The 22,148-nt window shown below is 41.3% G+C and carries 17 protein-coding genes; 7 read left to right on the top strand and 10 right to left on the bottom strand.

The features are described 5' to 3' along the window. Positions 1–94 precede the first annotated feature (94 nt). The 4 genes from AC1DYB_RS05255 to AC1DYB_RS05240 form a co-directional block, all read right to left on the bottom strand. Entirely contained in the window at positions 95–2,545 is a 2,451-nt protein-coding gene (locus tag AC1DYB_RS05255; RefSeq protein WP_477433065.1) for a DUF5686 and carboxypeptidase regulatory-like domain-containing protein, read from the bottom strand. A gap of 89 nt (positions 2,546–2,634) precedes the next feature. Then, positions 2,635–2,868, bottom strand: coding sequence for a hypothetical protein (locus AC1DYB_RS05250; protein ID WP_477433063.1), 234 nt, complete (start codon positions 2,866–2,868; stop codon positions 2,635–2,637). Between the two features lie 174 nt (positions 2,869–3,042). Further along, positions 3,043–5,058, bottom strand: a complete 2,016-nt coding sequence (ligA, locus tag AC1DYB_RS05245) for an NAD-dependent DNA ligase LigA (RefSeq protein ID WP_477433061.1) — start codon at positions 5,056–5,058, stop codon at positions 3,043–3,045. Positions 5,059–5,156: 98 nt separating this feature from the next. Next, positions 5,157–6,065: a DUF6263 family protein gene (locus AC1DYB_RS05240; RefSeq protein ID WP_477433059.1), complete on the bottom strand. Its 909-nt coding sequence runs from the start codon at positions 6,063–6,065 to the stop codon at positions 5,157–5,159. Positions 6,066–6,218: 153 nt separating this feature from the next. On the opposite strand from AC1DYB_RS05240, the gene AC1DYB_RS05235 reads away from it, so the two are divergent. After that, entirely contained in the window at positions 6,219–6,464 is a 246-nt protein-coding gene (locus tag AC1DYB_RS05235) for a hypothetical protein (RefSeq protein ID WP_477433057.1), read from the top strand. 309 nt (positions 6,465–6,773) lie between these two features. Here AC1DYB_RS05235 and AC1DYB_RS05230 read toward each other — a convergent pair whose 3' ends face one another. After that, positions 6,774–8,555 carry a DUF885 domain-containing protein gene (locus tag AC1DYB_RS05230; RefSeq protein ID WP_477433055.1) on the bottom strand — a complete coding sequence of 594 codons (1,782 nt, stop codon included), beginning with the start codon at positions 8,553–8,555 and terminating at the stop codon, positions 6,774–6,776. A gap of 84 nt (positions 8,556–8,639) precedes the next feature. On the opposite strand from AC1DYB_RS05230, the gene AC1DYB_RS05225 reads away from it, so the two are divergent. Beyond that, positions 8,640–9,116 (top strand): DinB family protein, encoded by a 477-nt coding sequence (locus tag AC1DYB_RS05225; protein ID WP_477433053.1) that lies wholly within the window; start codon positions 8,640–8,642, stop codon positions 9,114–9,116. Positions 9,117–9,312: 196 nt separating this feature from the next. Here the strand turns inward: AC1DYB_RS05225 and AC1DYB_RS05220 are convergent, their stop codons facing one another. Beyond that, positions 9,313–10,620 (bottom strand): serine aminopeptidase domain-containing protein, encoded by a 1,308-nt coding sequence (locus AC1DYB_RS05220; RefSeq protein WP_477433051.1) that lies wholly within the window; start codon positions 10,618–10,620, stop codon positions 9,313–9,315. A gap of 274 nt (positions 10,621–10,894) precedes the next feature. Here AC1DYB_RS05220 and AC1DYB_RS05215 point away from each other — a divergent pair, with 274 nt between their 5' ends. Further along, complete coding sequence (locus AC1DYB_RS05215) at positions 10,895–13,348, top strand: TonB-dependent receptor domain-containing protein (protein WP_477433049.1); 2,454 nt, start codon at positions 10,895–10,897, stop codon at positions 13,346–13,348. A 5-nt stretch (positions 13,349–13,353) separates the two neighbouring features. On the opposite strand, the gene AC1DYB_RS05210 is transcribed toward AC1DYB_RS05215, so the two are convergent. The 3 genes from AC1DYB_RS05210 to AC1DYB_RS05200 form a co-directional block, all read right to left on the bottom strand. Next, positions 13,354–13,569: a KTSC domain-containing protein gene (locus tag AC1DYB_RS05210; protein WP_295717849.1), complete on the bottom strand. Its 216-nt coding sequence runs from the start codon at positions 13,567–13,569 to the stop codon at positions 13,354–13,356. Between the two features lie 62 nt (positions 13,570–13,631). After that, complete coding sequence (locus AC1DYB_RS05205) at positions 13,632–14,018, bottom strand: DUF1634 domain-containing protein (protein ID WP_295717851.1); 387 nt, start codon at positions 14,016–14,018, stop codon at positions 13,632–13,634. 9 nt (positions 14,019–14,027) lie between these two features. Beyond that, a complete protein-coding gene (locus AC1DYB_RS05200; protein ID WP_477391276.1) occupies positions 14,028–14,864 on the bottom strand; it encodes a sulfite exporter TauE/SafE family protein in 837 nt (278 codons plus the stop codon). Positions 14,865–15,187: 323 nt separating this feature from the next. Here AC1DYB_RS05200 and AC1DYB_RS05195 point away from each other — a divergent pair, with 323 nt between their 5' ends. From AC1DYB_RS05195 to AC1DYB_RS05180, 4 genes are all read left to right on the top strand, one after another. Next, positions 15,188–17,032: a UbiD family decarboxylase gene (locus tag AC1DYB_RS05195; protein ID WP_477433047.1), complete on the top strand. Its 1,845-nt coding sequence runs from the start codon at positions 15,188–15,190 to the stop codon at positions 17,030–17,032. Between the two features lie 297 nt (positions 17,033–17,329). Further along, a complete protein-coding gene (locus AC1DYB_RS05190) occupies positions 17,330–18,031 on the top strand; it encodes a hypothetical protein (RefSeq protein WP_477433045.1) in 702 nt (233 codons plus the stop codon). Positions 18,032–18,149: 118 nt separating this feature from the next. Beyond that, positions 18,150–19,529: a M16 family metallopeptidase gene (locus AC1DYB_RS05185; protein ID WP_477391284.1), complete on the top strand. Its 1,380-nt coding sequence runs from the start codon at positions 18,150–18,152 to the stop codon at positions 19,527–19,529. A 17-nt stretch (positions 19,530–19,546) separates the two neighbouring features. Continuing rightward, positions 19,547–20,881, top strand: a complete 1,335-nt coding sequence (locus tag AC1DYB_RS05180) for a M16 family metallopeptidase (protein WP_477433043.1) — start codon at positions 19,547–19,549, stop codon at positions 20,879–20,881. Between the two features lie 115 nt (positions 20,882–20,996). Here AC1DYB_RS05180 and AC1DYB_RS05175 read toward each other — a convergent pair whose 3' ends face one another. After that, positions 20,997–22,094 (bottom strand): AI-2E family transporter, encoded by a 1,098-nt coding sequence (locus AC1DYB_RS05175; protein ID WP_477433041.1) that lies wholly within the window; start codon positions 22,092–22,094, stop codon positions 20,997–20,999. Between the last annotated feature and the right edge of the window lie 54 nt (positions 22,095–22,148).

The raw sequence follows: 22,148 nt of genomic DNA, 5'->3' as shown, positions 1-22,148 counted from the left end.
TCAAGATTTTGTGAGATCAGCAGCGAGTGCTCTATCAAACTAACAGAAAAGTACTTGATACTTGATACTAACTACTTGATACTAAAACTTGGTACTAAAGAGCTATCCCTATCACTACATTGTTTCTCATATTACTCCCACTGTTATAACTCACACCGTACAATACCCTTATAGCGCGGTATTGCAGGCCGAAACCCAGCTCGGTATAATTTTTAAGGGTTGGCGTATACAGGTAATTTACATCAATGATTTCCTGCAATTTTAAATTGCGGATAAAGGGTATCTTATTGGTGATAAATCCCGAGAAGTTGTGCTCCAGGTGCCCCTCTATGTATTTATCCGGTGTGCTAAAATTATAGTAATCCAAAAGCAGGAAGCGATTAAAAGCTGGTTTATAAATTACCAGCTGGTTACCGTCAAAATGTTTGTAATCGGGGTAATATACCTTGCTTGCATTAAGGAATTTACCTGCTCCAATAAAAAAAGACGTTTGCCCATAAAAACCCAGGTCGATATTTGATTTGGCAATATCAGCGCTCAACTGGTCGTAATCCACATCGCTTCCAAATATTCCTTTTATTCCTTTGGTATAATTTATACCGATAGTTGGGTAGCTGGATGGCAGGTACCTGCGACCGAACGGATAGGTTTCATACCGGTTGCTAAAATCATAGCTGGTGCGCGCGCTTATTTTAAACGACTGATTTTCGGGAAACAAAGGAACATCCTGTGCAGGCACCAAAGGATTGTTTGAAGTAAACTGCCTGTCATCACGATGGAAAAAGCTATAGTTTGTGCTGTTTGGCAGCCATTTACGGTTAGCCCACTCTACATAGGCACTGGCCTGCCATCCGCCACTGATCCGCCCGGAAAAGGATGCCGACGCAAATTGTTTTTGATACAGCTTTTGATAATTCTGCCTATAGAACAGGCTATACACCGAATTTAAAAGTTGAGATTCGGGCTGATTATTGTTCATATCAGTAATATCAGACCCGGCGTTGAAACTCAACGTCATCCTTTTTACCGGGATAGCAATCCCTGCCACACCATTAAATAAATGATTACTGAAACCATAGCGCACCCTTGCGTTTACTGTTATAGAGCTATTATTAATTGTATCTGTAAGCTTGCTATAGGTCATCCCGTAGTTTATAGCAAGCCCTTCAACCGTATTGTACAAAACCGAGCTCAACACACTCCCGTAGTGAAAATATGCCTTTTTGTATCGGTTGCGGGTATCAATGCCAGTAAGCAGCAAATTGCTTAGTTTAAAAGTGTTATTGGCTTTATCAAGCGAATCGAGGTAGGGTTTTGATTCGCGTTTAATGGCCAGCTTCCCCTTAACCTCGTAATCAGTCTTTTCTTCCTCAGTGAGCGGTATGGGGCGTTCCTGCGCCCAGTAGACAGAATCCTTATCATGACCTTTACTGATATTGATCCGCTCCACAAAATCCTTTTTATTAAGTACCGGGTTTAAATCATAATTTTTATAAACGCTGATGAAATAGCCACCCAGCTTAAAGCCGAAAACACCTCCGGTAAACTCAAACTTAATAGAGGCCGGCATCCATACCTTGTCATTTACCGGATAAAACTGCTGGTTTATTTTCAGTGTATCTACGAAATTAATATTCGCCTTTTTGGTGATAAAAAGCTGCAATGCCGAAAGCCGCCAACTATCATCCAGTATATATACATATCCCTCAAAACAAGGGTCATAACCGCGTTTTGGGCTTACCTGTATCTTGTTGATGGTTTCGCCATTTTCAACGGTTATCCCTATGAGTTTATAGTTGTAGTAAAATAAGGCATTATCGGCAATGGGCGATACCAGCGGCCGGTTGCTGAGGCTTTTCAAATTCTGGAAATTCTGGTAAAAGTTCACCAGCATATCTGATGATCTGTTAAAGCTAAAGGCCCGGTTGTAGCCCGATACCTTTGATGATACCTGTACTTCATGTACCAGGTTGGGCCGCATAAAACTGTATTTTGATTCGGACTCTGAAAGGTAAACAATCCCCTTACGATTGGAGTCGAGGCCGGCCTCGCTGGTAGCTTTCTGCACATCAAAACCCATGAATGATTTTGGGGCAGCTAATAGTTTTTGCAACCCTTTTATATAAATATCGCAGGTGTAGGCATTTACTTCATTTAAATAAGATTTTCGCTTTTTTATAGCCTTGCGGATAATTGCATAAGCGGGATCTTCGCCCCCGGCATGTATAGCTATATCTTTTAATTGATAGGCTTCTGTCTTCAGGCTGATGTTTATCACCTGGTTTTGCGCGAGTGATACCTGTTTGCTTTGTTGCCCAAACCCTACCGCCTTAAACTGCAGTTCATAAATACCTGGCTTTAGCAGCAACTGGTAGGCTCCTTCGCTATTGGCAGATACGCCTTTGGTTGTGTTTTTTATATAAACCGATGCAAAAGGGACGGGCTTGTTATTTTCGTCGGTAATTTTGCCGCTGATACTCAACTGCTGCGAAAACACGCGGATACTTAAACCCCAAAACAGCAGGAACAGCGCGGTTAATTTCATTTAGCATAGTTTATGCTAATATGTAGCTTATTTACTGAATGTTAAGCCAGAAAATTGTTAAATTATGTGAAATGTCGTTTGGTAATTGATCAGGAAGCTTCTTTTGAGGGATGAGCGCTTTTTGCGCCCAAAGAAGGATGCACTTTATTTTTCAGATTCCAGTCGTTAATATCCACTAATCCGGGTTTGGTTTGATAGTGAGTTTTAGATGTGGGGCATCTCACCATAAACTTGTCTTTGCTTTGCTCAATTACAGGCCTTGCGCCACAATCTTTACAGGGTTCACAAAATATGTTCTCCTGAATTTGTACAAAATTTTTCATGTTCAGATCAAATTGGAAGTAAACCCGGTTTAGAAAATATGTGATTGAATTACCTATTACAATCTACGTAAATATTACTATCGGAATTTTTAATTTATTTCAAAAAAGACTTATTGGTATTTATTATTACTCAATAGGCAATAAGTTATCGAATATAAAAAAAAGATCCTGATTTTAGCTTATCTTATCTATTAATTCCTGATCACTTATGATTGGGATATTTAATTTTTGTGCTTTTTCAAGCTTGGCAGGCCCCATGTTATCACCCGCCACAAGATAACTCAATTTAGCCGAAATACTACTCAATATTTTACCACCATTTTGCTCAATAATATCTTTCAATTCGTCGCGGGAAAACTTTTCAAAAACACCCGATATAATAAAACTTTGCCCGGTTAACTTCTCGCTGGCCAGTTTCACTTCATTTTCAACAACAACAAACTGCAAGCCCTGTGCCTTTAATTTTTCTATTTCCTGCTGATGTGTTTCGTTCCCAAAATATTCAATAATGCTTTGTGCAATACGTTCGCCAATTTCTTCTGCAGTTACCAGTTCTTCTAAACTTGCAGCCATCAGCTTATCTATTGTTTTAAAATGAAAAGCTAGTTTTTTGGCAACTGTTTCGCCAATATAACGAATACCCAGACCAAACAATACTTTTTCAAACGGCATCTGTTTTGATTTTTCGATCCCTTCCAGCATATTGTTGATGGATTTTTCGCCAAAACGGCCCAGTTTCTTTAACTCAGCGCTATGCTCATGCAGGTTATACAGATCGCTGATCCGTTTAATAAATCCTTGCTTAAATAAGGTTTCAATTGTTTCATCACCCAGGCCATCAATATCCATCGCCTTTCGACCAGTAAAGTGTTGCATTTTACCAACTATCTGTGGCGGGCAGCCTTCATCATTAGGGCAGTACCAGGCAGCTTCACCTTCGGTACGTAACAAAGCCGTGTTGCACGCCGGGCAATGGGTTATATAAGCTATAGCTTTTGCATCGGGCTTGCGCTTATCTAAATTTACACTGATGATCTTCGGGATAATCTCTCCCCCTTTTTCAACAAAAACGGTATCGTGCTCGTGTAGTTTCAGGCGCTCAGTAATTTCATCCGCATTGTGCAGTGTGGCTCTTTTTACCGTAGTGCCGGCCAATAGCACCGGCTTTAAGTTGGCTACCGGCGTAACCGCACCAGTACGGCCAACCTGGTAAGTTACCTGCACCAGTTCGGTCTCCACACGCTCGGCTTTAAATTTATAGGATATGGCCCAGCGGGGCGATTTGGAGGTAAAGCCCAGCTCCTGCTGCTGCGAGTAATTATTTATTTTAATAACGATGCCGTCGATATCATAACTCAAACCAAAACGGTCTTTATCCCATTTGTTTATAAATTCCAGTACGCCATTAATGTCGCTGCATAAAGCACTGTGGTTATCTACATGAAAACCCCAGCTTTTTACGGCTTCCAGGCTTTCCCAATGGGTTTTAAACAAAGTTTTTTCGGTGTATAATCCGTACAGAATACAATCCAGCGGGCGCCTGGCCACTTCGGCCGAATCCTGCAGTTTCATAGTGCCCGATGCAAAATTACGTGGATTGGCATAGGCCACTTCACCATTGTCTGTACGCTCTTTGTTTAACCGCTCAAATGCTTTCAGGTGCATAAATACCTCGCCGCGTATCTCAAAAAGATCGGGGTAATCACCCTTATCTAACTTTTTGGGGATGCTGTGAATAGTGCGTACATTGGTTGTTACCTCATCGCCCTGTGTACCATCGCCGCGGGTTACGGCACGTACCAGTTTACCAGCCTCGTAAGTTAGGCTCATACTAAGGCCATCAAACTTAAGCTCGCAAACGTATTCAAAACTATCCCCAATAGCCTTACGGATACGCTGATCAAACTCCACAAGCTCCTGCGCATTATACGTGTTGCCTAATGATAGCATTGGCCAGCGGTGTTTTACCGTTACAAACTCTTTGGTGACATCACCGCCTACCCTTTGCGTAGGCGAATCGGGATCAGCAAACTCCGGAAATTCCTTCTCCAACTTGTTGAGTTGCTCTAACTTTTTATCGAAATCAAAATCGGCAATAGTAGGCATAGCCAACACATAGTAGTTGTAATTGTGCTGCTTTAACTCGGTGGTTAATGCCTGGATCTGGGTTTTAGCTTCGGCGGGTGACATGGGACGAAGTTAAGAAATTAGTCAATTGGTTGATGGTTCATAAATCATAGTTCATTCCTTTTTTGATGAACAAACTATGATCCACCAACTACAAATTTTTACTTATCGGTAATAACCGTTTCGCCAATCATGCTCATGGGGAAGGTGATACCGCCGGGGGTATCCGGGTTATCTTTTATGGATACGGTACCGCTGATACTTTGTTTAATTTTTGATTCGGTAATCCAGCCGGTTACTTTATCAGCCTTAACATCTGATACCATGGTACCCTTCATGTCATATTTCATCGGCATACCTTCCACCGGATCTACGATGGTTACTATGGCCCCCTCGCCATGTATCACGTAACTTGAGGGGGTAACATCAGTTAGCTGATAAACTGTTGTTACGTTGGCCTTCATGGTACTTTGCAGCCTGGTGTGTATAGTCCATTTATCATTTTTCGCCACCGCTATTTCCGGGAAAACAGCTGTTGACATCTCAATACTTCCTTTAATAGCACCACCGCCAAATGATTGTATGAACTTTGCCTTCAGCTGATCTTTTTGCGCCCCCTGCAGCTGCGGAAAACCATCCAAAACCGAGGATATCATGCTTTCCACATTTTCAACCGAATGAATTTTACCGCTTTTGGTAAAAGTGGCTGTAAAGGGTTTATCTATAAGGCCGCCCAAAATAGACGACATAATATCGGCAGGGTCTTTTTTTTGTGAATCGAAACTAACCGGTCCATTAGGCAGCTGCATTTTCATAGTCAGGCCTTTGTAGGTAACCTCCATATAATAGAGGGAATCATCAGAATTAAGCACTTTAAATGATGTAGTTCCGGATATGGTAACATCAATATTATTCACCTGCCCGTTTATGGTTTGCTTTATGGCAGATGTTGTAGTGGTAATCATATTGTAAGTATTACCTTTTGTTAAATGCAAAACGAGTTTTAACTTTTGCCCCTGGCTGGCCACGGTTGTAATTAACAGTAAAAACAGGCTGAATAGAAATTTCATATAGATACCAGCTTATAAGGCTAAGATATTACATTATTTTATCAAAAAAAATGTAATAATTTTAACGAATAATTAAAACTAATTTTATTAACTTTATTTAAGTATTGGCTCTTTACAGTTTTAAGTGTTTTATTAACCGAAAGGAGGGTTTTTATGTTACAGCAAATAGCATTTATGCCGCAGCATCAGTTCCACGTGTTAATCAATTTTAAAAATGATGAACGCGTAGTAGCTATTTTACCCAACGAAGCAGGAAAGTTCCGCGTGGTTGACCAGGGTAAAATTATCGCTGAAGTTAATTTTGATAAAAACCGTAGTGTTGTTTGCTGTCAGGGGAAACTGGAAGATAACATCATGGCCCAGCTTGCATTCCATATAAAAAGTCACTACGCTTCTTAATAAACCAGGTAACAAAGAATTTGATAGTTCATGGGTAATGGCTCATGGTTCATAGTCCATGGGAATTTATTATTCATGGGCTATCTTTTTTTGTACTGATCAGACATGTTACTGTTGTTTATAAAATCTTTATCGCGAGGTATCTGCCTATGACGTTTTTGCAAAAAAAACATTTTGTCATCCTGAACGATAGTGAAGGATCTATTGTTCGCTATGCTTATTCGCCCTGTACAGTCTGCTAATAGATCCTTCACTACGTTCAGGATGACAAAAACTTCTAAAACTTTTTTTCCTTAGATTAAAGCTCCGCTACTTTTTCACCACTGGTTTTGCCAGCATAGCTTCTTTAATAAATTTAACCGGTGCGCTGCCATAGCTCAGGAATTTTTCGTTAAAATCCTTAAGTTTATATTTATCACCCATTTTATCTTTCCAGGCATCGCGCAGATCCATGATCTCTTTAAAACCGGTATAATAGCTGGTTAGCTGAACACTGCTAACACTCACCCTTTTCCATTTACCGTCAGCTTCTGCCTGTTGTTGAAAAGCCTCGGTAGTAAGCATTTTAATAGCCTGCTCTTTGGTCATGTTGTTACTGTGTACACTGTAATCCAATATAGCATTACATACCGAACGCAAGTTCCATTTGTACCACATCAGCAACATTTCGGGTTCATTATTGCCATAGCCGGCATCCAGCATCATCTGCTCACTATATACAGCCCAGCCTTCGGCCATGGCGCCATTACCAAATACTGCTTTAATGATACTCGGCGCTTTGTTGGCATAAACACCTTGTACATAATGGCCGGGAACAGCCTCATGGATGCTCAAAATCTGGATGATGTATTGGTTGTATTCGCGCAGGTAACTTTCTGCCTTCTCTTTTGGCCAACCTGATAAACTACCTACATTATAATAGGAATTTCCGTTTTTATCATAAGGGCCGGGGCCGCTCATAGATGCACCGGCAACACCTGCCATATAACCTGGCTCTTTACGAACGATGAGCGGTTTGGTAGGATCAAGCGTTACCAGATCCTTGGTTCGTACAAAATTGTTAAGCTTAGGGATCAACTGCACAATGGCCGACTGAAACTCATCAGGCTTTACGTGATTTGCCGACAGGGTATCAATCATCTGGGCAATCATTTGCAATGAATCAACAGGCATCGCTTTGTTGGCAAAATATTTTGGCCACAATTGCCTGCTAATTTTAGCCATTTGCTGATGAACATATTTTTTGCGCAGCACAGCGGCATTATAAACTTGCTGAGCAGTATTTTCTGCTACCACTTCGTATTTAAATTTATCTTCATACAGATCCTTACCCAGTCTGAAACTGCGTGGATGATCGTTCTTTAAATTCTTTAACCATGCGGCATACTCTTTTATAGCTTTAACAGTAATGGCGGCCCTATCGGTCATTAACTTTTGTTCGGCCTTGGGGATATTGGTTTTCTGCAACGAATCGGCAAAGTCTTTTTCAATTACATCCACACCACCCAGATTTTGCTCAATAGCAAGGCTGGTCAATTCTGCAACCGGATTTTTTATCTGTTTTTGGGCTTCTTTATAAAAAAGCGGCACATTAACCATGCGTTGATAAAAATTGCGCAAACGTTTAGGCAGCGGAGCGTAATGCTCATTTAATATATAGGCAAAAGTGCCAACTACATTGTATGATGACGGATCCCACTCATAACTTTTCAACTGTTTTATCTGCCATTGGGCATAATCCAATTGATTTTCCATCATTTTATAATCTACCTTATTGCTTTCATTAAGCGTGTTTACATCAAATCTGCTTAATGAATCTTTCTGCACTTTGGCAAAATCCAGCATTTTATCGCGGCTTTGCTGATTAGGGATAAATAGCAAACTATCATATTTATGGTAACCAACAGAGGTAGCCCAGTCAGGGTTCTGTTTCCATAAACCCTCCAGGAAAGAGTTTTCATAAATGGTGAAAGCTTCATCATCTTTACCAAAGTTGGGATAGCTGCTTGCGCCTTCCTTTTTGCAGCCGGTTAAAGCTATCATGAAAAGCACAACAGCCAGCGTTATTTTAAATAGAATATTTTTTATCACGGGGTAATTGAATTATAATGCCGCATAAACTTAAAACATTTAAGGCATATAAATCAAACCGGTGCTTAATTTGTTACTTTGAACATGACGAATAGCCAACATGAAATTTTAATTGAAGAAGTAGTGCATCTGCTGCAGGGTGGTAATGCTCATGCTGATATCAAAAAAGCTTTAGACGGATTACCTAAAAACCAGCGTGGCGCAAAGCCCGATAAATTACCTTACAGCATTTGGCAATTAGTTGAGCATATCCGCATTGCACAGTGGGATATGCTGGAGTTTTGTAAGGATGGCAACCATCAATCGCCTAAATGGCCCGATGATTACTGGCCAAAAGAAACTGGCCCCGGGAGCGATGAAGCCTGGGATCAATCGGTTAAACAAATCAATAAAGACCTTGATGAACTCATAAACCTGGTGAAAACTGCCGATATATTTACCAGGATACCTCACGGAGAAGGCCAGAATATTTTGCGTGAAGCATTGCAGGTGGCAGATCATATGGCCTACCATGTTGCAGAGATCATCGTAATCAGGAGATTATTCGAGGTTTGGGAATAGGCCCCCTAACCCCCTAAAGGGGGGATTTTAAATAAACGCTTTCTAAAAAAGCCTGTCACCCTGAGCCTGTCGAAGGGGCGCGCGCAGAGGCCTTTGCCCACATGCTTCAACAAGCTACCCATGACAACCCTTCTTTAACGTTATTTCATTATTCAGAGTGCCCGGTTTTTATTCCTTGCCTCGATAGTAAAACAAACTACCTTACCTTCTTTACAAAACTAATAACTGCCTTTACAAATTCGGGTTTGAGGGGCAGATCGGGTTGATTATAGGTGGCTATATTTTTATCCTTATCTGCGGGCGCTTCTTTTAAAACGTGGTTCATTTCCGGGATAATATCAAGTATAGCATCCGATTTGGCCTTTTTTAATTTTTCGGCATCGGTAACTTTTACCTGCAGATCGGTAGTGCCCTGAACAATCAGGATAGGGATTTTCAATTTCCTTATCTCACGGGCAGGATTATACCTAAACCAGGACATCAGGTATTTTTGAATACCGGGTCTTGCTACGAAATATAACGAAGGATCGATATTATCGGTTGTTTTTCCTTTTTTCAAGCTGTCAAGCATCCGTTTAAATCCTTCAGAAATATGTGTTGGCTGCGATTTCATTTGTTCTGTAAGGATAATATCTGCCGAATCGCCGGCGCCTGCTACGGAAACGAACCCTTTTACCGGCTCATCAATAGATGAAAGCATACCTACCAATGATCCTTCGCTATGGCCCAATACAATCACCCTCGAAAAACGCTCATCATCATTCAGGAAATTTATCAGGTTAACGGCATCTTCCACATAATCCTCAAACCTTATTTGATTTTCCGTAGTCGAGCTTACACTTTGGCCAACCAAACGCTTATCATAACGTAACGATGCAATACCGCTTTTACCCAGTTCGTTGGCAAGCATTTTATAAATATTGGCCGACAAACCTAACTTGGGGCTGTTACCATCCCTGTCAGTCGGGCCAGATCCGGCAATGATCAATACTACCGGTACTTTACCTGTTACATTTTTAGGCATTGCCAGTGTGCCGGATATTGAGCCTGCAAGGTTTTTTACAGATACAGGCGTTTCGGTAATGGATGGATCCATTGTAAATGTTGGCGCTGCGGGTTTGGTAGCAGTTGCAGCATCGTCCTCATATGGTTTTAAAAACAAACCGGTGTATTGGTCTTTAGCGTTTAAGGCAATATTTAACAGAAATGTTCCTTTTTTAAATGTTGCCTTGTAAGAAGCTACCGAGCTTGCAAGTTTCACAAAATCGGCATCCACCAGGTCGCCCATCTGCGTTTTTAGTTGAAGGGTGGTGGTTTTAAAGCTCTCCAATGGCAGGGCCGCCTTCATTTCGGGGCTAAAATAATTGAAAATACTATCGGGCTTGCTGTTGTTGTAAAACTGTTTAAACCTGCTCAATGCAGCCTTATAATTAACCGGCTCTGTTTGTGCAAAAAGCTTAGTTGCAAAACATATGATAAGTACTAAAAAACTAACTTTCTTCATGGTTATAATCTTCCAACCGGCATATGCCTGTTTGATGCGAAATTAATAAAAAACGTATGGGTTTCATTTTAATTGATTTACATATTTAATTATAGACGCGGGGTTTGTTTATAAAATGCATTATTCGTAAAAAAACAACAAATAGCGGCAAAACTTTAGTATTAATATATTGTAAAAAACAAACTGTTAAAATATTATCAATTTAATATTTTGTGTTATATTGCGTTACATTTTCTAAACTGAAAAATATCGGGAATTTCTACATCTACTGTTAATGAGGGTTTTATTCGGAAGCATTTTTTTTGCATTCCTAATTGGAGTGTGCTCTATTTCTCTTGCGCAAACAAAATCTTCTGCCATTCAAGGTAAAGTTTTGATGGATACTAATAGCCCCGCCGAGGCGGCGACGGTTGTACTTATGCAATACGCCGATTCAACCATTATCAGCTCCGGACTGGTTGACAAACTTGGAAAATACCAGTTAAGTAACTTAAAATCAGGAAATTATTTACTTTTAGTAACCCAGGTAGGCAGCAACAAAGTTTATTCGGGGCCCTACACATTATCAGCAGGCCAAACTTTTGTTGCTCCTAACATTATCCTTAAACAGGTAAGCACCCAGCTAAAAGATGTTACAATTGTGGCCCGCAAACCTTATATTGAAGTAAAGCCCGGTAAAATTATATTAAACGTTCAAAATAGTGTTTTGGCCGATGGTAATTCGGCCTATGATATATTACGCCAATCGCCGGGGGTACATCTCGGCAACGATAAGGAATCACTGAGTGTTATTGGCAGGCAGCCGGCTTTGATCACCATTGATGGCAGACCAACCAACCTTACCGGCGACGACCTTAATAACATGTTGCGCGGCATGCAAAGCAGCACCGTTGATCAGATTGAAGTCATCAGCAGCACATCAGCCAGATATGATGCATCGGGTGGTGGCATTATTAATATCGTGCTTAAAAAAGGTAAAAACGTAGGTACAAACGGTACCTTTACTGCCGGTGCCGGCATGGGTAAATATGCCAAAGGCAGGGCCGGGATAGTTTTCAATAACCGCACAGCAAACCTTAATATTTTTGGCAGCTATACATATGATGACGGTAAAACCCACCGTAGTATTAACACCAATCGTAACATTAAATATAATGATACGTTAAGCAATTATAATGTTGCCTATAATAATATCCAAAAAACACAAAATCATAACTTCAGGTTTGGTGCCGATTATGCCCTTTCGTCAAAGCAAACCATCGGTTTTTTGGTTAGTGGCATTGTAAAAAGGGACGCCTTTGTAAAAAATAATGATTTAAAAATATCTAACCAAAACAAGCTCGATTCTTTAATTACAGCGCAATCAGATCTTGTCAGGAGCAGCAGTTTTTTAAATTATAATATTAATTATAATGGTGTACTGGATAAAAGCGGCAGGAGCATTGCGGCAGATGTAAATTACTCTACCTACGTGCGCCACTCCGATGAATTTATTACCAACACGTTTTATTTGCCCAATGGTGATACTTATCGTGATGATATGATGCTGGAAAACATTTCGCCATCAAGCATCCACATTTGGACATCGAAGATAGATTTCATTAACCCGCTATCAAAAACCGCGAGATTTGAGGTTGGCGCAAAATATAACCATGCCAAGAGTGATAACACCCTCCTGTTTGGCCCCAAACTACCCGGAATCAATATCTACCAGGCCGACCCCAATTTCAGTAACCGCTTTTTGTATACCGAGGTTGTAAGCTCGGGCTATGTTAATTACATCAATAAAATTGGCAAATGGGATATCACCGCTGGTCTTCGTGCCGAAAATACTGCTTCAAGAGGCAGCTCGCTCGCGTTGAACCAAAACAATGGGGTTACCAACAGTAATAACTATTTTAACCTTTTTCCGCAAGCACAGGCGTCATATACCTATAATGATAAAAATGTTTACACAGTAAGCTATAACAGTGGTATCCACCGGCCCGATTACCAGGATATTAATCCGTTTTTATACTATACCGATCCTTATGATTACCGCTCTGGTAATCCAAATTTAAAGCCTGAGTTTACTACTACCATCCAGCTATCACACACTTATAACAGTGAGTTTATAACCTCATTATATTACAGTCAAACTGATGACGCCTATGATTTTCCGGTGTATCGGCAAAATGATACCACCAAGGTTAACATAACAGAGCGTAAAAACTTTGGCCGCATATTCTCCTACGGAATTTCGTTTTATGCACCTGTACAATTTACCAGCTGGTGGTCTGCTAATTTCAATTTGGATGCATCATACCTGCGTTATAAAGCATACGCTGCTAATGGCAATTTCAACAAAGCATCGCAGGATATTATTTTTAACAGCACTCAAACTTTTGTGCTCAGCAGCACTATCTCTGCCGAAATTTCGGGCAGGTATGAATCGCCAACTTTATATGGTGTTAATCAGCTTAAACAAAGCTATACTGTTAATGCCGGCATCAGTAAGCAGCTATTTAATAAACGCGGAAGTATAAAAATAAATCTGAACGATGTTTTCAATACCGACCGTGACCTCAACCATGCCGCTTACCAAAACGTCGATTTATCAGAAATCAATAAAAAAGAAACCCGCGTGTGGAGAATAGGCTTTTCATACCGTTTTGGAAAAGCTACCGTTAAATCGGCTACCAAACACAACACCGGGAGCGATGATGAACAAAGGCGCACAGGCAACTAATATGCTTATTTGATCCTTAACTCTGGGTATTTGCCTTTTATGCGGGTTACAAAAAAATTACCTAATGATTCGGCGTGTATGAATTTCTTAAATGATGCCTTCGAAAAGCCAAAATACTGCCAAACACCTCCACTATCCCTAAACTCCAGTTCCAATATCCTGGAGGCAGGATCATAGCCTGCGCTATTTAGTGCCGATGACTGTACAGGTTGCCTTTGCATAGTCCCAATTTTAATATTATTATATATAATATTTATATGGATAAAAAGGTTTTAAAAAATATTTAACCGGCGTGGCCGCTCAGCATGCTTGCCAAAATGATAAGTAAAACCAACAAGGTAATGCACAGGTACAGGTAATCTTTCTCCAATACAAAACCGATAGCCGAGAATACAACCCTTACTATGGGTGTGGCAATTAACAATATAACGCCGGCTTGTATAATGGCCCGGCCACGTAATGTAAAAATACCGTTAATGATACCGCTTGCACTATGTACAAAATCTGGCACCCCCTTAAAGGTGCTATAATCAACATGGCTTTGCCCATGCCTGTACAGGTACAGCAAACCACCAATAAACACCACACTCATGGATATAATAACCCCTGCGCGCAGTATCCATCCTATTATGGATTGCATGTCGGCATCTTTGAATCGCTTATTTGCCATTAGTATTAACTATATTTTCCCTGTAAATCCGTTATATATCATTTGCGAAGCCAAAAAGGTTACTACTACGGCAAAAACCCAGCGCAACCAGCCCGATGAACTGGTATGTACCAGTATTTTTGAGCCGCTAAGTGCGCCCAGCAAAACTCCAATAGCAACAGGCATGGATAATCCCGGGTCAATGTATCCACGTTGCAGGTATACAACCGCGCTTGCAGCCGCCGTAACTCCTATCATAAAGTTACTTGTTGTGGTGGATACTTTAAAGGGGATACGCATAATGGTATCCATCGCCAACACCTTTAAGGCGCCAGATCCTATCCCCAGCAAACCCGATATGGCGCCTGCAAACAGCATCATAAAAAAGCCGCCGCTTACATTTTTAACCTTATAAGCCACAGGACCATTGCCCGATGGGTATGTACTGTTCAACTTTAATTTTTCGGCCAGTTTGCTTGGCTCCTGATTAATAATCTCGGCCTTTTTCTTTAAAGACATGATGGCCGACAGGATTAATATCAACCCAAATAAAACCGCGATATAGTGAGTGGGAATATAAATGGCTATCAACGCACCTACCATAGCCCCGGCAGTAGTGGCTATTTCCAAAAACATACCCAGCCTGATATTGGTGATGCCCTCTTTAACGTAAGCCGCCGCCGAACCTGAAGAGGTTGCAATTACTGATACCAGCGATGCGCCAATGGCATAATGAATATCAACCTTTAACAATAGCGTAAGCAGGGGGATAATAACCACCCCACCACCCAAACCGGTTAGCGAACCCAGTAATCCCGCAAAATACGAGCCGATAAGAATAATAAGCGTTAGTACAATTACCGACATAATTTGCAGCAATATTTATCTGCGAAAATAGTAATAACTTTTTTAGATAGCCACCCGGGTTTCGGCAAGTATTTTAATATATAACAATTAGTCATTAAGTTAACTCGAAATTATGAGTAATCATTTAGAATGATTTGGAAATTGAGGAGGATACTTATCACCTGCTAATAAAAAAATTAAAGCTAATCCACCTAAAACTTAATGCTTACTTAAAATTTATCGGCAAAAAAAATAACTTCGATGACCAATGACAACCATTGAATTCATCGGCAAAAAAATAATTCCGATGACTAATCACTAACCAGTAATGAGTAATTTTGCGCATGGGTTATAAAAGTTTACAGGCTTGTATTGCCGACCTGGAAAAGCATGGTCACCTGGTACGTATTAAAGAAGAAGTTGACCCTTATCTGCAAATGGCAGCCATTCACCTCCGGGTGTTTGAAAACCAGGGTCCGGCCATACTTTTCGAAAATGTAAAAGGAAGCAAATTCCCGGCGGTATCTAATTTGTTTGGTACGCTGGAGCGCTCTAAGTTTATTTTTAGAGATACACTCGATAAGATCAAAACCCTTGTCGAGCTAAAAAACGATCCGCTAAAGGCCATAAAGCACCCCTTTAAATATGCCAACGTAGCACTTACCGCCCTATCTGCCCTTCCGATGAAAGGCAGCAGCAACGCCCCGGTAAATTGGGGTAAATGTAAAATAAGTGATATTCCGCAGATAGTGAATTGGCCCATGGATGGCGGCCCCTTTGTTACCATGCCACAGGTATATACAGAGGATGCCGATAAACCGGGCATCATGAATGCCAATTTGGGCATGTACAGGATTCAGCTGGCGGGTAATGATTATATTTTGAATGAAGAGATTGGCTTGCATTACCAGCTGCACCGCGGCATTGGCGTGCACCAAACCAAAGCAAACGCAAAAGGGCAGCCTTTAAAAGTGAGCATATTTGTTGGCGGACCGCCCTCCCACCCCGTTGCCGCAGTAATGCCCCTGCCCGAAGGCTTATCAGAAATGACCTTTGCCGGAGCTTTGGGTAACCGCCGGTTCCGGTATTTTTATGATGACGAGGGGTTCTGTATTTCTTCGGATGCGGATTTTGTGATCACCGGAACGGTTATGCCGCTGGAGAATAAACCCGAGGGGCCATTTGGCGATCATTTGGGTTATTATAGTTTAAAACATCCTTTCCCGCTGCTTAAGGTTCATAACGTGTATCACCGTAAAGATGCCATCTGGTCGTTCACGGTGGTTGGTCGCCCGCCACAGGAGGATACCAGCTTTGGGGCGCTTATCCATGAGATCAGCGGCGCCGCCATCCCGAAGGAAATCCCCGGCCTGCACGCCGTTAACGCGGTAGATGCAGCAGGTGTACACCCGTTGTTATTTGCTATCGGCAGCGAGCGTTATACACCCTACATCAAAGAGCGCAAACCACAGGAGATACTAACCATTGCCAATCATATTTTAGGCAAAAGCCAGCTGAGTTTGGCCAAATACCTGCTGATTGCCGCGCAGGAAGATGATACCGCATTAGATGTAAATAACATCGAAGCGTTTCTGCACCACATGCTGCAACGCGTGGACCTTACCCGCGACCTTCACTTTTATACCCGGACAACCATTGATACCCTTGACTATAGCGGAGACGGGCTCAATACAGGCAGTAAAGTTGCCATTACCGTAGCCGGAGAAATTAAACGTGAACTATGGACCGAACTGCCATCGTGGTTTGATCTGCCCAAGCCGGTCAGCAATTTTAAAATGGCTATGCCGGGCGTGCTTATGGTTGAAGTGCCGAAGCACGTAAACCACAAGGATATAGATAACATCATCAGCATTATTGAATATCGCCTTAAAGAAGAGGAGGAAGAACTAAACGGGTTACCGTTGATAGTACTGTGTGATGATGCCGCTTTTGCTGCTCAAAACATCAATAACTTTGTTTGGGTAACCTTTACCCGGAGCAATCCCTCGCACGATATTTACGGTATAGGCAGCTTTACCGATCACAAACACTGGGGCTGTACCGGTCCGCTTATTATTGATGCCCGCATTAAACCGCACCATGCACCCGTACTGGAACGGGTGCCCGAAGTGGAAAAACTTGTTGATAAAATGGGCGAAAAAGGCGGAGCACTGTATGGGATTATTTAGGGTCTTTTGGAGCAAGGAGTAAGGATTTTTGGACAAAGGACTTTTGGACGTTCGGACTTTCAGATAAAGGATTTTCGGACAAAGGAGCAGGGATAAATTATCCCCAAAGTCATGCTGTCCGCTGGCCAGCGGATCAGCACCCCACATGCAAGGGCAATATTATGCGGGCTCCTGTGCTGTGGGATCATAAAACACGTTCAGGACTACTTGAGGCTATCAACCTAATCATACAGAAATCAGCGGTCAAAAATCCTGTCCATCCCACCAAATCCTTAAATCGTGTTATCTTTGTACGCTATGAAAAACACAACATACATCCTGCTTTGTTTAATTATCCTTTCAGCATTTAGCTGCACTAAAAAAGATGTACCCCATTACACCATATCAAGAGTTATAAAATCAGATACCGCCAGTAAGGTAATTGTTAATATCAATGGCCGTTTAACCGAGAGCCAGTTGCTTAGCATCGCCGGCAAAATAAAAGCTGATAGCGCTGCATTACCCAACCTGCAACTTTGTTATTTGCTGCCCGGCCATAGTGATAAAAACACGGGTGTGAGTAATTTTTATGCCATTGCTAAATACCCCAATGCCCAAATAGCAACCATGCAGGATACTTTAAAAGATGCTGATGGCAATATTGTAAGGTTAAAAATCATAGGCGTATCTGCCCAAACTGCTAAAAAGCTCATCGGTTTTCATCCTAAAGAATTAAAGGACCAGAATTTTTTCGGGCACTTTATTGATGATAATAACCATACGGTTATCATCCCATTCAGAGATTTAACCGATCCGAAGAAAGAATATTATATACTGGAACTGGATACCACGGGCAAGGTAGTTTCGGCAACTATCCCAACAGTAATCCATAAAGATGGCGTTGAAAAATGGATGGTGACTGATCGAGGCGACTACATTACTATAAAAGATAGTGTACTTACCCAATACTCCATTGATGATATGGGTCTGCCTTATAATAGTATTAAATCGAACATGTAATATGCAACTCCCGGTGGTATCTATTACATATAACTAACAATTAAGTTAAAAAGGGCTAAAATTTTCCTTTTCATAATTTATACCAATATATTTATAGTGTTTAAAACATTATTAATATATGACCCAAAATCTTATTAAAAAATTAACACTTAGTGTTATTGGGGTATTCAGCTTTTGCATAGCGATTGCCCAACCCCGCCTGCCCGAAGGCTATTTCTGGAAAAAGCTTCCAAACGGACTGGAAGTGGTTGTTATTGAAAACAGCAAGGTGCCTTTGGCTACCATAGAAATTGCCGTAAAAAATGGTGCCTATACCGAGGGCCCGGAATTTAGCGGCTTAAGTCACCTTTTTGAACACATGTTTTTTAAGGCTAATAAGGATTACCCAAACCAGGAAGCCTTTTTAAAACGCATACAGGAACTTGGCGCTATTTTTAATGGCACTACTGATGTTGAGCGTGTAAACTACTTCTTTACTTTTGACAGGGACAGCCTTAACGCAGGTTTAAAGTTCATGAACGCCGCTATCCGTTTCCCTATTTACCGCGAGGAGGATATGAAAAAGGAGCGCCCTGTTGTTGACGGCGAATTTCAACGTGCCGAAAGTGACCCGGGTTTCCAGCTGTGGTTTGGGATTCAGCAAAAACTGTGGGGCGATCTTATCACCCGCAAAAACGCCATAGGAATACATGAAGTGATCAACACTGCCACTCCCGAAAAGATGATGGTCATCAAAAACAAATACTATTTCCCCAACAATAGCTTGCTTACCATTTGCGGCGATGTAAAACATGATGCAGCCTTTGCCATGGCCGAAAAGATATTTGGCGACTGGGCCAGCAGTGGTTTCAATCCACACGAAAAATACCCTATCCCGCCGTTTAAGCCATTAACCAAAAGCGAGTATTTTATAAAAGAAACTACCATAGCGCAAACCCCGTCTATGCAGATCTCATGGCAGGGCCCATCCTATTTAACTGATTCGGCATCAACTGTTGCTGCTGATGTATTTAGTACTATTTTAGGATTAAATTCCTCGAAATTACAGCAGGCTTTGGTTGACAAGGGACTGGCAAGCAGTGTGTATTTAAATTATACTACCAGCAAGTATGTTGGCCCGGTAGATATGGGGATTGAACCTAACCCTACCAAACTTAAAGAATGCTATGATGAGGTCATAAACCAGATAAGCCAATGGGGCAAAGCAGATTATTATACCGATGAGCAGTTAAAAGATGCCAAAGCTATTCTTTTAAGAAACAGCGTTCACCGTAAAGAAAAACCTTCATCATTAGCCAGCCAGCTTAGCTACCAGTGGTGCAGCACCTCGCTTGATTTTGCAACCGATTTGGATAGCAATTACCAAAAAGTAACCCGTGCCGATATACAAAAGTTTGTAAGCACTTACATAACAGGTAAACCATACGCTGCAGGCCTGATCATAGCGCCTGAGTTAAGTAAACAATTAAATGCAGCTTCATTTTTTGTAGCTAAGTAATTTTAAATCTTATCATGATGAAGAAATATATAATCACCCTGTTAATTGCAACGGCGATAGGAAGTATAAAAACAGCGCAGGCGCAAAAGGCTGCTTATGAAACCACTGTTGATGGCGTAAAAGTAATAGTACAGCCCAGCGGTAACGATATTGTGGAGATACAAACCATTATTAAAGGCGGTGTACAAAACTACCGGGCCGATAAAATGGGGATTGAATCAATGGCGATGAGCGCCCTTACCGAATGCGGAACTGTTAACCACGATAAAAATGCCTTTAAAAACATATTGGATAAAGTAAGCGCCACCGTTTACGGTTACAGTAACAAAAACTACTCGGTAGTGCGCATGAACTGTATTAAAAGCGACCTGGATGTAGTTTGGCCGCTGTATGTGGAGGCCATGACTCAGCCCCGTTTTGATGCCAAGGAATTTACCCGTATTAAACAGGATGCTATCAACCAAATAAAAAGCACCGACTCTCAGCCTGATGCGGCTATTGATAAACTTGCTGATAAGATAGCTTTTGTAAACCGCGACTATGCTAAAGATCCGGCCGGAACAGTTGATATCATATCTAAATTAACCCCGGAAGAAACAAAAGCTTTTTACTCATCCATATTCACCAAATCGCGTTTGCTGATTGTGGTAGTGGCCGATCTTGACCAGGCTACAATTGAAGCCAAAGTTAAGGCTATGCTTGATGGTGTAAAAAAAGGCGGTGCATTTGAGTTTAAAAAAGCATCGTTCAGGGTTTATAAAAACAGCATCAATGTAGAGTCGCGCGATCTGGCTACCAACTATGTAGAAGGTGTTACCAGTGGCCCTATCCCCGGCAGTGAGGATTTTGACGCCTTTAACGTAGCCATGAGGATATTTGCCAACCGTCATTTTTTAGATGTACGTACCAACAATGGCTTATCCTATTCGCCACAAGCGTGGTTTAGCGTTGGGCAAACATCTACAGCCAGGTTTGCGGTAGCAACCACCCAGCCCGATAAATATATAGCTGTGTTTGATAAACTGGTTGATAAGGTAAAAACCGATGGTTTTAAACCAGAAGAGGTAGCCAACATGAAGGTAACATACCTTACCGGTTTCTATTATAAAAATGAAACCAACAGCGCGCAGGCATCATCAATTGCATCAAACGAAGTACTGTTCAACAATTGGAAACGCTCATTAACTCTGGTTGATGATGTTAAAAAACTAACAACCGATCAGGTTAATAATGCCTTTAAAACCTATATCAACAATATTGTTTGGGTATACCAGGGCGACCCTAAAAAAGTAAACCAGGTATTATATATCAACGGAACTTTAAACAAAGGCGAAAACGGCGTCAGCCATTAATTGAAGTCAAAATTAAAAAGTCAAAAGTCAAAATTGCATAGCGGTTTTGACTTTTGGCTTTTATAGGAAAAGATAAGCAAATTGCCCATTGCCCGGTTTCAAGTTTGAATTTGAGTTACTCCGCAGGAAGCACAGCCTTTTTCCTTCTGCCCCATATTTGCCCTTTGTGGCGGGTGGGTACGGTATCGCCAAGTAATTTGCCCCATGGTTTGAGGCCATCTATACGGTCGAAAATAATTTTGAGTACCGCTATAAACGGTATGGAAAGAAACATGCCCGACAATCCCCAAAGCATATTGCCCAACAATACCACGATAATAGATATCAGCGCATTGATTTGCACTTTGGACGACACTATTCGTGGCACCAGGATGTTATTATCAATAAACTGGATTACCAGGTAAGCAATAACCACACCCAACTGCGTAGAATACCCATCCTTGGTTACTGTAGCCATTAGTACAGGCAAAGCTATAGCAATAATACCACCTATATAGGGCAACAGGTTTAAGATAGCGCCGATAACCCCTATCAGGATTCCGTATTTAACACCCAGCAACATCAACGCTGTAGAATTTAGTACAGCTACAATAGCCATTTCGATAAGTAAACCGATGATGTAACTCTGGATAGCCAGCTTCGTTTCTTTAAGCACATCTGCCACACGTTTGGAGTTCTCTTCTGAAAATACTTCGAAAAAGAAATTAAGTAACAGCGTTTTATAGTACAGCATTAAAAAAACATACACCGGCACCACAAATACCAATCCCAGGGTATCCAAAACCGACCCCAGGGTTTTACCAACCATCGACTGGCTGTTATCCAAAGCATCTTTGATCATCTGGTTTTGCTTCTGCACCGCCAGGCCAAAGGTAGTAGCTACCCATTCCTTTGCCGATACAGTTAAAGAGGCAAATTTCTGCTTCAGCATCGGCAACGAATCGCCAAACTGAATAATCTGGGTGGATAAGAAATAAAACAACCCTGCTATTACAATAGCTGCAATTAACATGGTAATCATAATGGAAAATAGTTTGGGAATCTTTTTACCCTCAAACCGGTTACAAAGCGGGTTAAGCAAAATGGCAATAAAGGCCGAGAATGCTAACGGGACCATTACATCGGAAAGCTGAGCGAAAACATAAACCAATAAAATGAGACCAAACAATATAACGGTACTCTTGAGATAAAAAGGGTATTCTTTTACAGGCATACAGGCAGGAAATAAGATATACCCAAATCAAGGAGTAAATGACACAATTGTTTT

The sequence above is a fragment of the Mucilaginibacter sp. P2_A4 genome (assembly GCF_056405015.1).
This window is presented reverse-complemented; position numbering and strand designations above follow the sequence as displayed.

Excerpts from the sequence above, each read along its gene's own strand:
- AC1DYB_RS05255 (WP_477433065.1), bottom strand. The coding sequence starts at position 2,545 with ATGAAATTAACCGCGCTGTTCCTGCTGTTTTGGGGTTTAAGTATCCGC.
- AC1DYB_RS05250 (WP_477433063.1), bottom strand. The coding sequence starts at position 2,868 with ATGAAAAATTTTGTACAAATTCAGGAGAACATATTTTGTGAACCCTGT.
- ligA (WP_477433061.1), bottom strand. The coding sequence starts at position 5,058 with ATGTCACCCGCCGAAGCTAAAACCCAGATCCAGGCATTAACCACCGAG.
- AC1DYB_RS05240 (WP_477433059.1), bottom strand. The coding sequence starts at position 6,065 with ATGAAATTTCTATTCAGCCTGTTTTTACTGTTAATTACAACCGTGGCC.
- AC1DYB_RS05235 (WP_477433057.1), top strand. The coding sequence starts at position 6,219 with ATGTTACAGCAAATAGCATTTATGCCGCAGCATCAGTTCCACGTGTTA.
- AC1DYB_RS05225 (WP_477433053.1), top strand. The coding sequence starts at position 8,640 with ATGACGAATAGCCAACATGAAATTTTAATTGAAGAAGTAGTGCATCTG.
- AC1DYB_RS05220 (WP_477433051.1), bottom strand. The coding sequence starts at position 10,620 with ATGAAGAAAGTTAGTTTTTTAGTACTTATCATATGTTTTGCAACTAAG.
- AC1DYB_RS05215 (WP_477433049.1), top strand. The coding sequence starts at position 10,895 with ATGAGGGTTTTATTCGGAAGCATTTTTTTTGCATTCCTAATTGGAGTG.
- AC1DYB_RS05210 (WP_295717849.1), bottom strand. The coding sequence starts at position 13,569 with ATGCAAAGGCAACCTGTACAGTCATCGGCACTAAATAGCGCAGGCTAT.
- AC1DYB_RS05205 (WP_295717851.1), bottom strand. The coding sequence starts at position 14,018 with ATGGCAAATAAGCGATTCAAAGATGCCGACATGCAATCCATAATAGGA.
- AC1DYB_RS05200 (WP_477391276.1), bottom strand. The coding sequence starts at position 14,864 with ATGTCGGTAATTGTACTAACGCTTATTATTCTTATCGGCTCGTATTTT.
- AC1DYB_RS05195 (WP_477433047.1), top strand. The coding sequence starts at position 15,188 with ATGGGTTATAAAAGTTTACAGGCTTGTATTGCCGACCTGGAAAAGCAT.
- AC1DYB_RS05190 (WP_477433045.1), top strand. The coding sequence starts at position 17,330 with ATGAAAAACACAACATACATCCTGCTTTGTTTAATTATCCTTTCAGCA.
- AC1DYB_RS05185 (WP_477391284.1), top strand. The coding sequence starts at position 18,150 with ATGACCCAAAATCTTATTAAAAAATTAACACTTAGTGTTATTGGGGTA.
- AC1DYB_RS05180 (WP_477433043.1), top strand. The coding sequence starts at position 19,547 with ATGAAGAAATATATAATCACCCTGTTAATTGCAACGGCGATAGGAAGT.
- AC1DYB_RS05175 (WP_477433041.1), bottom strand. The coding sequence starts at position 22,094 with ATGCCTGTAAAAGAATACCCTTTTTATCTCAAGAGTACCGTTATATTG.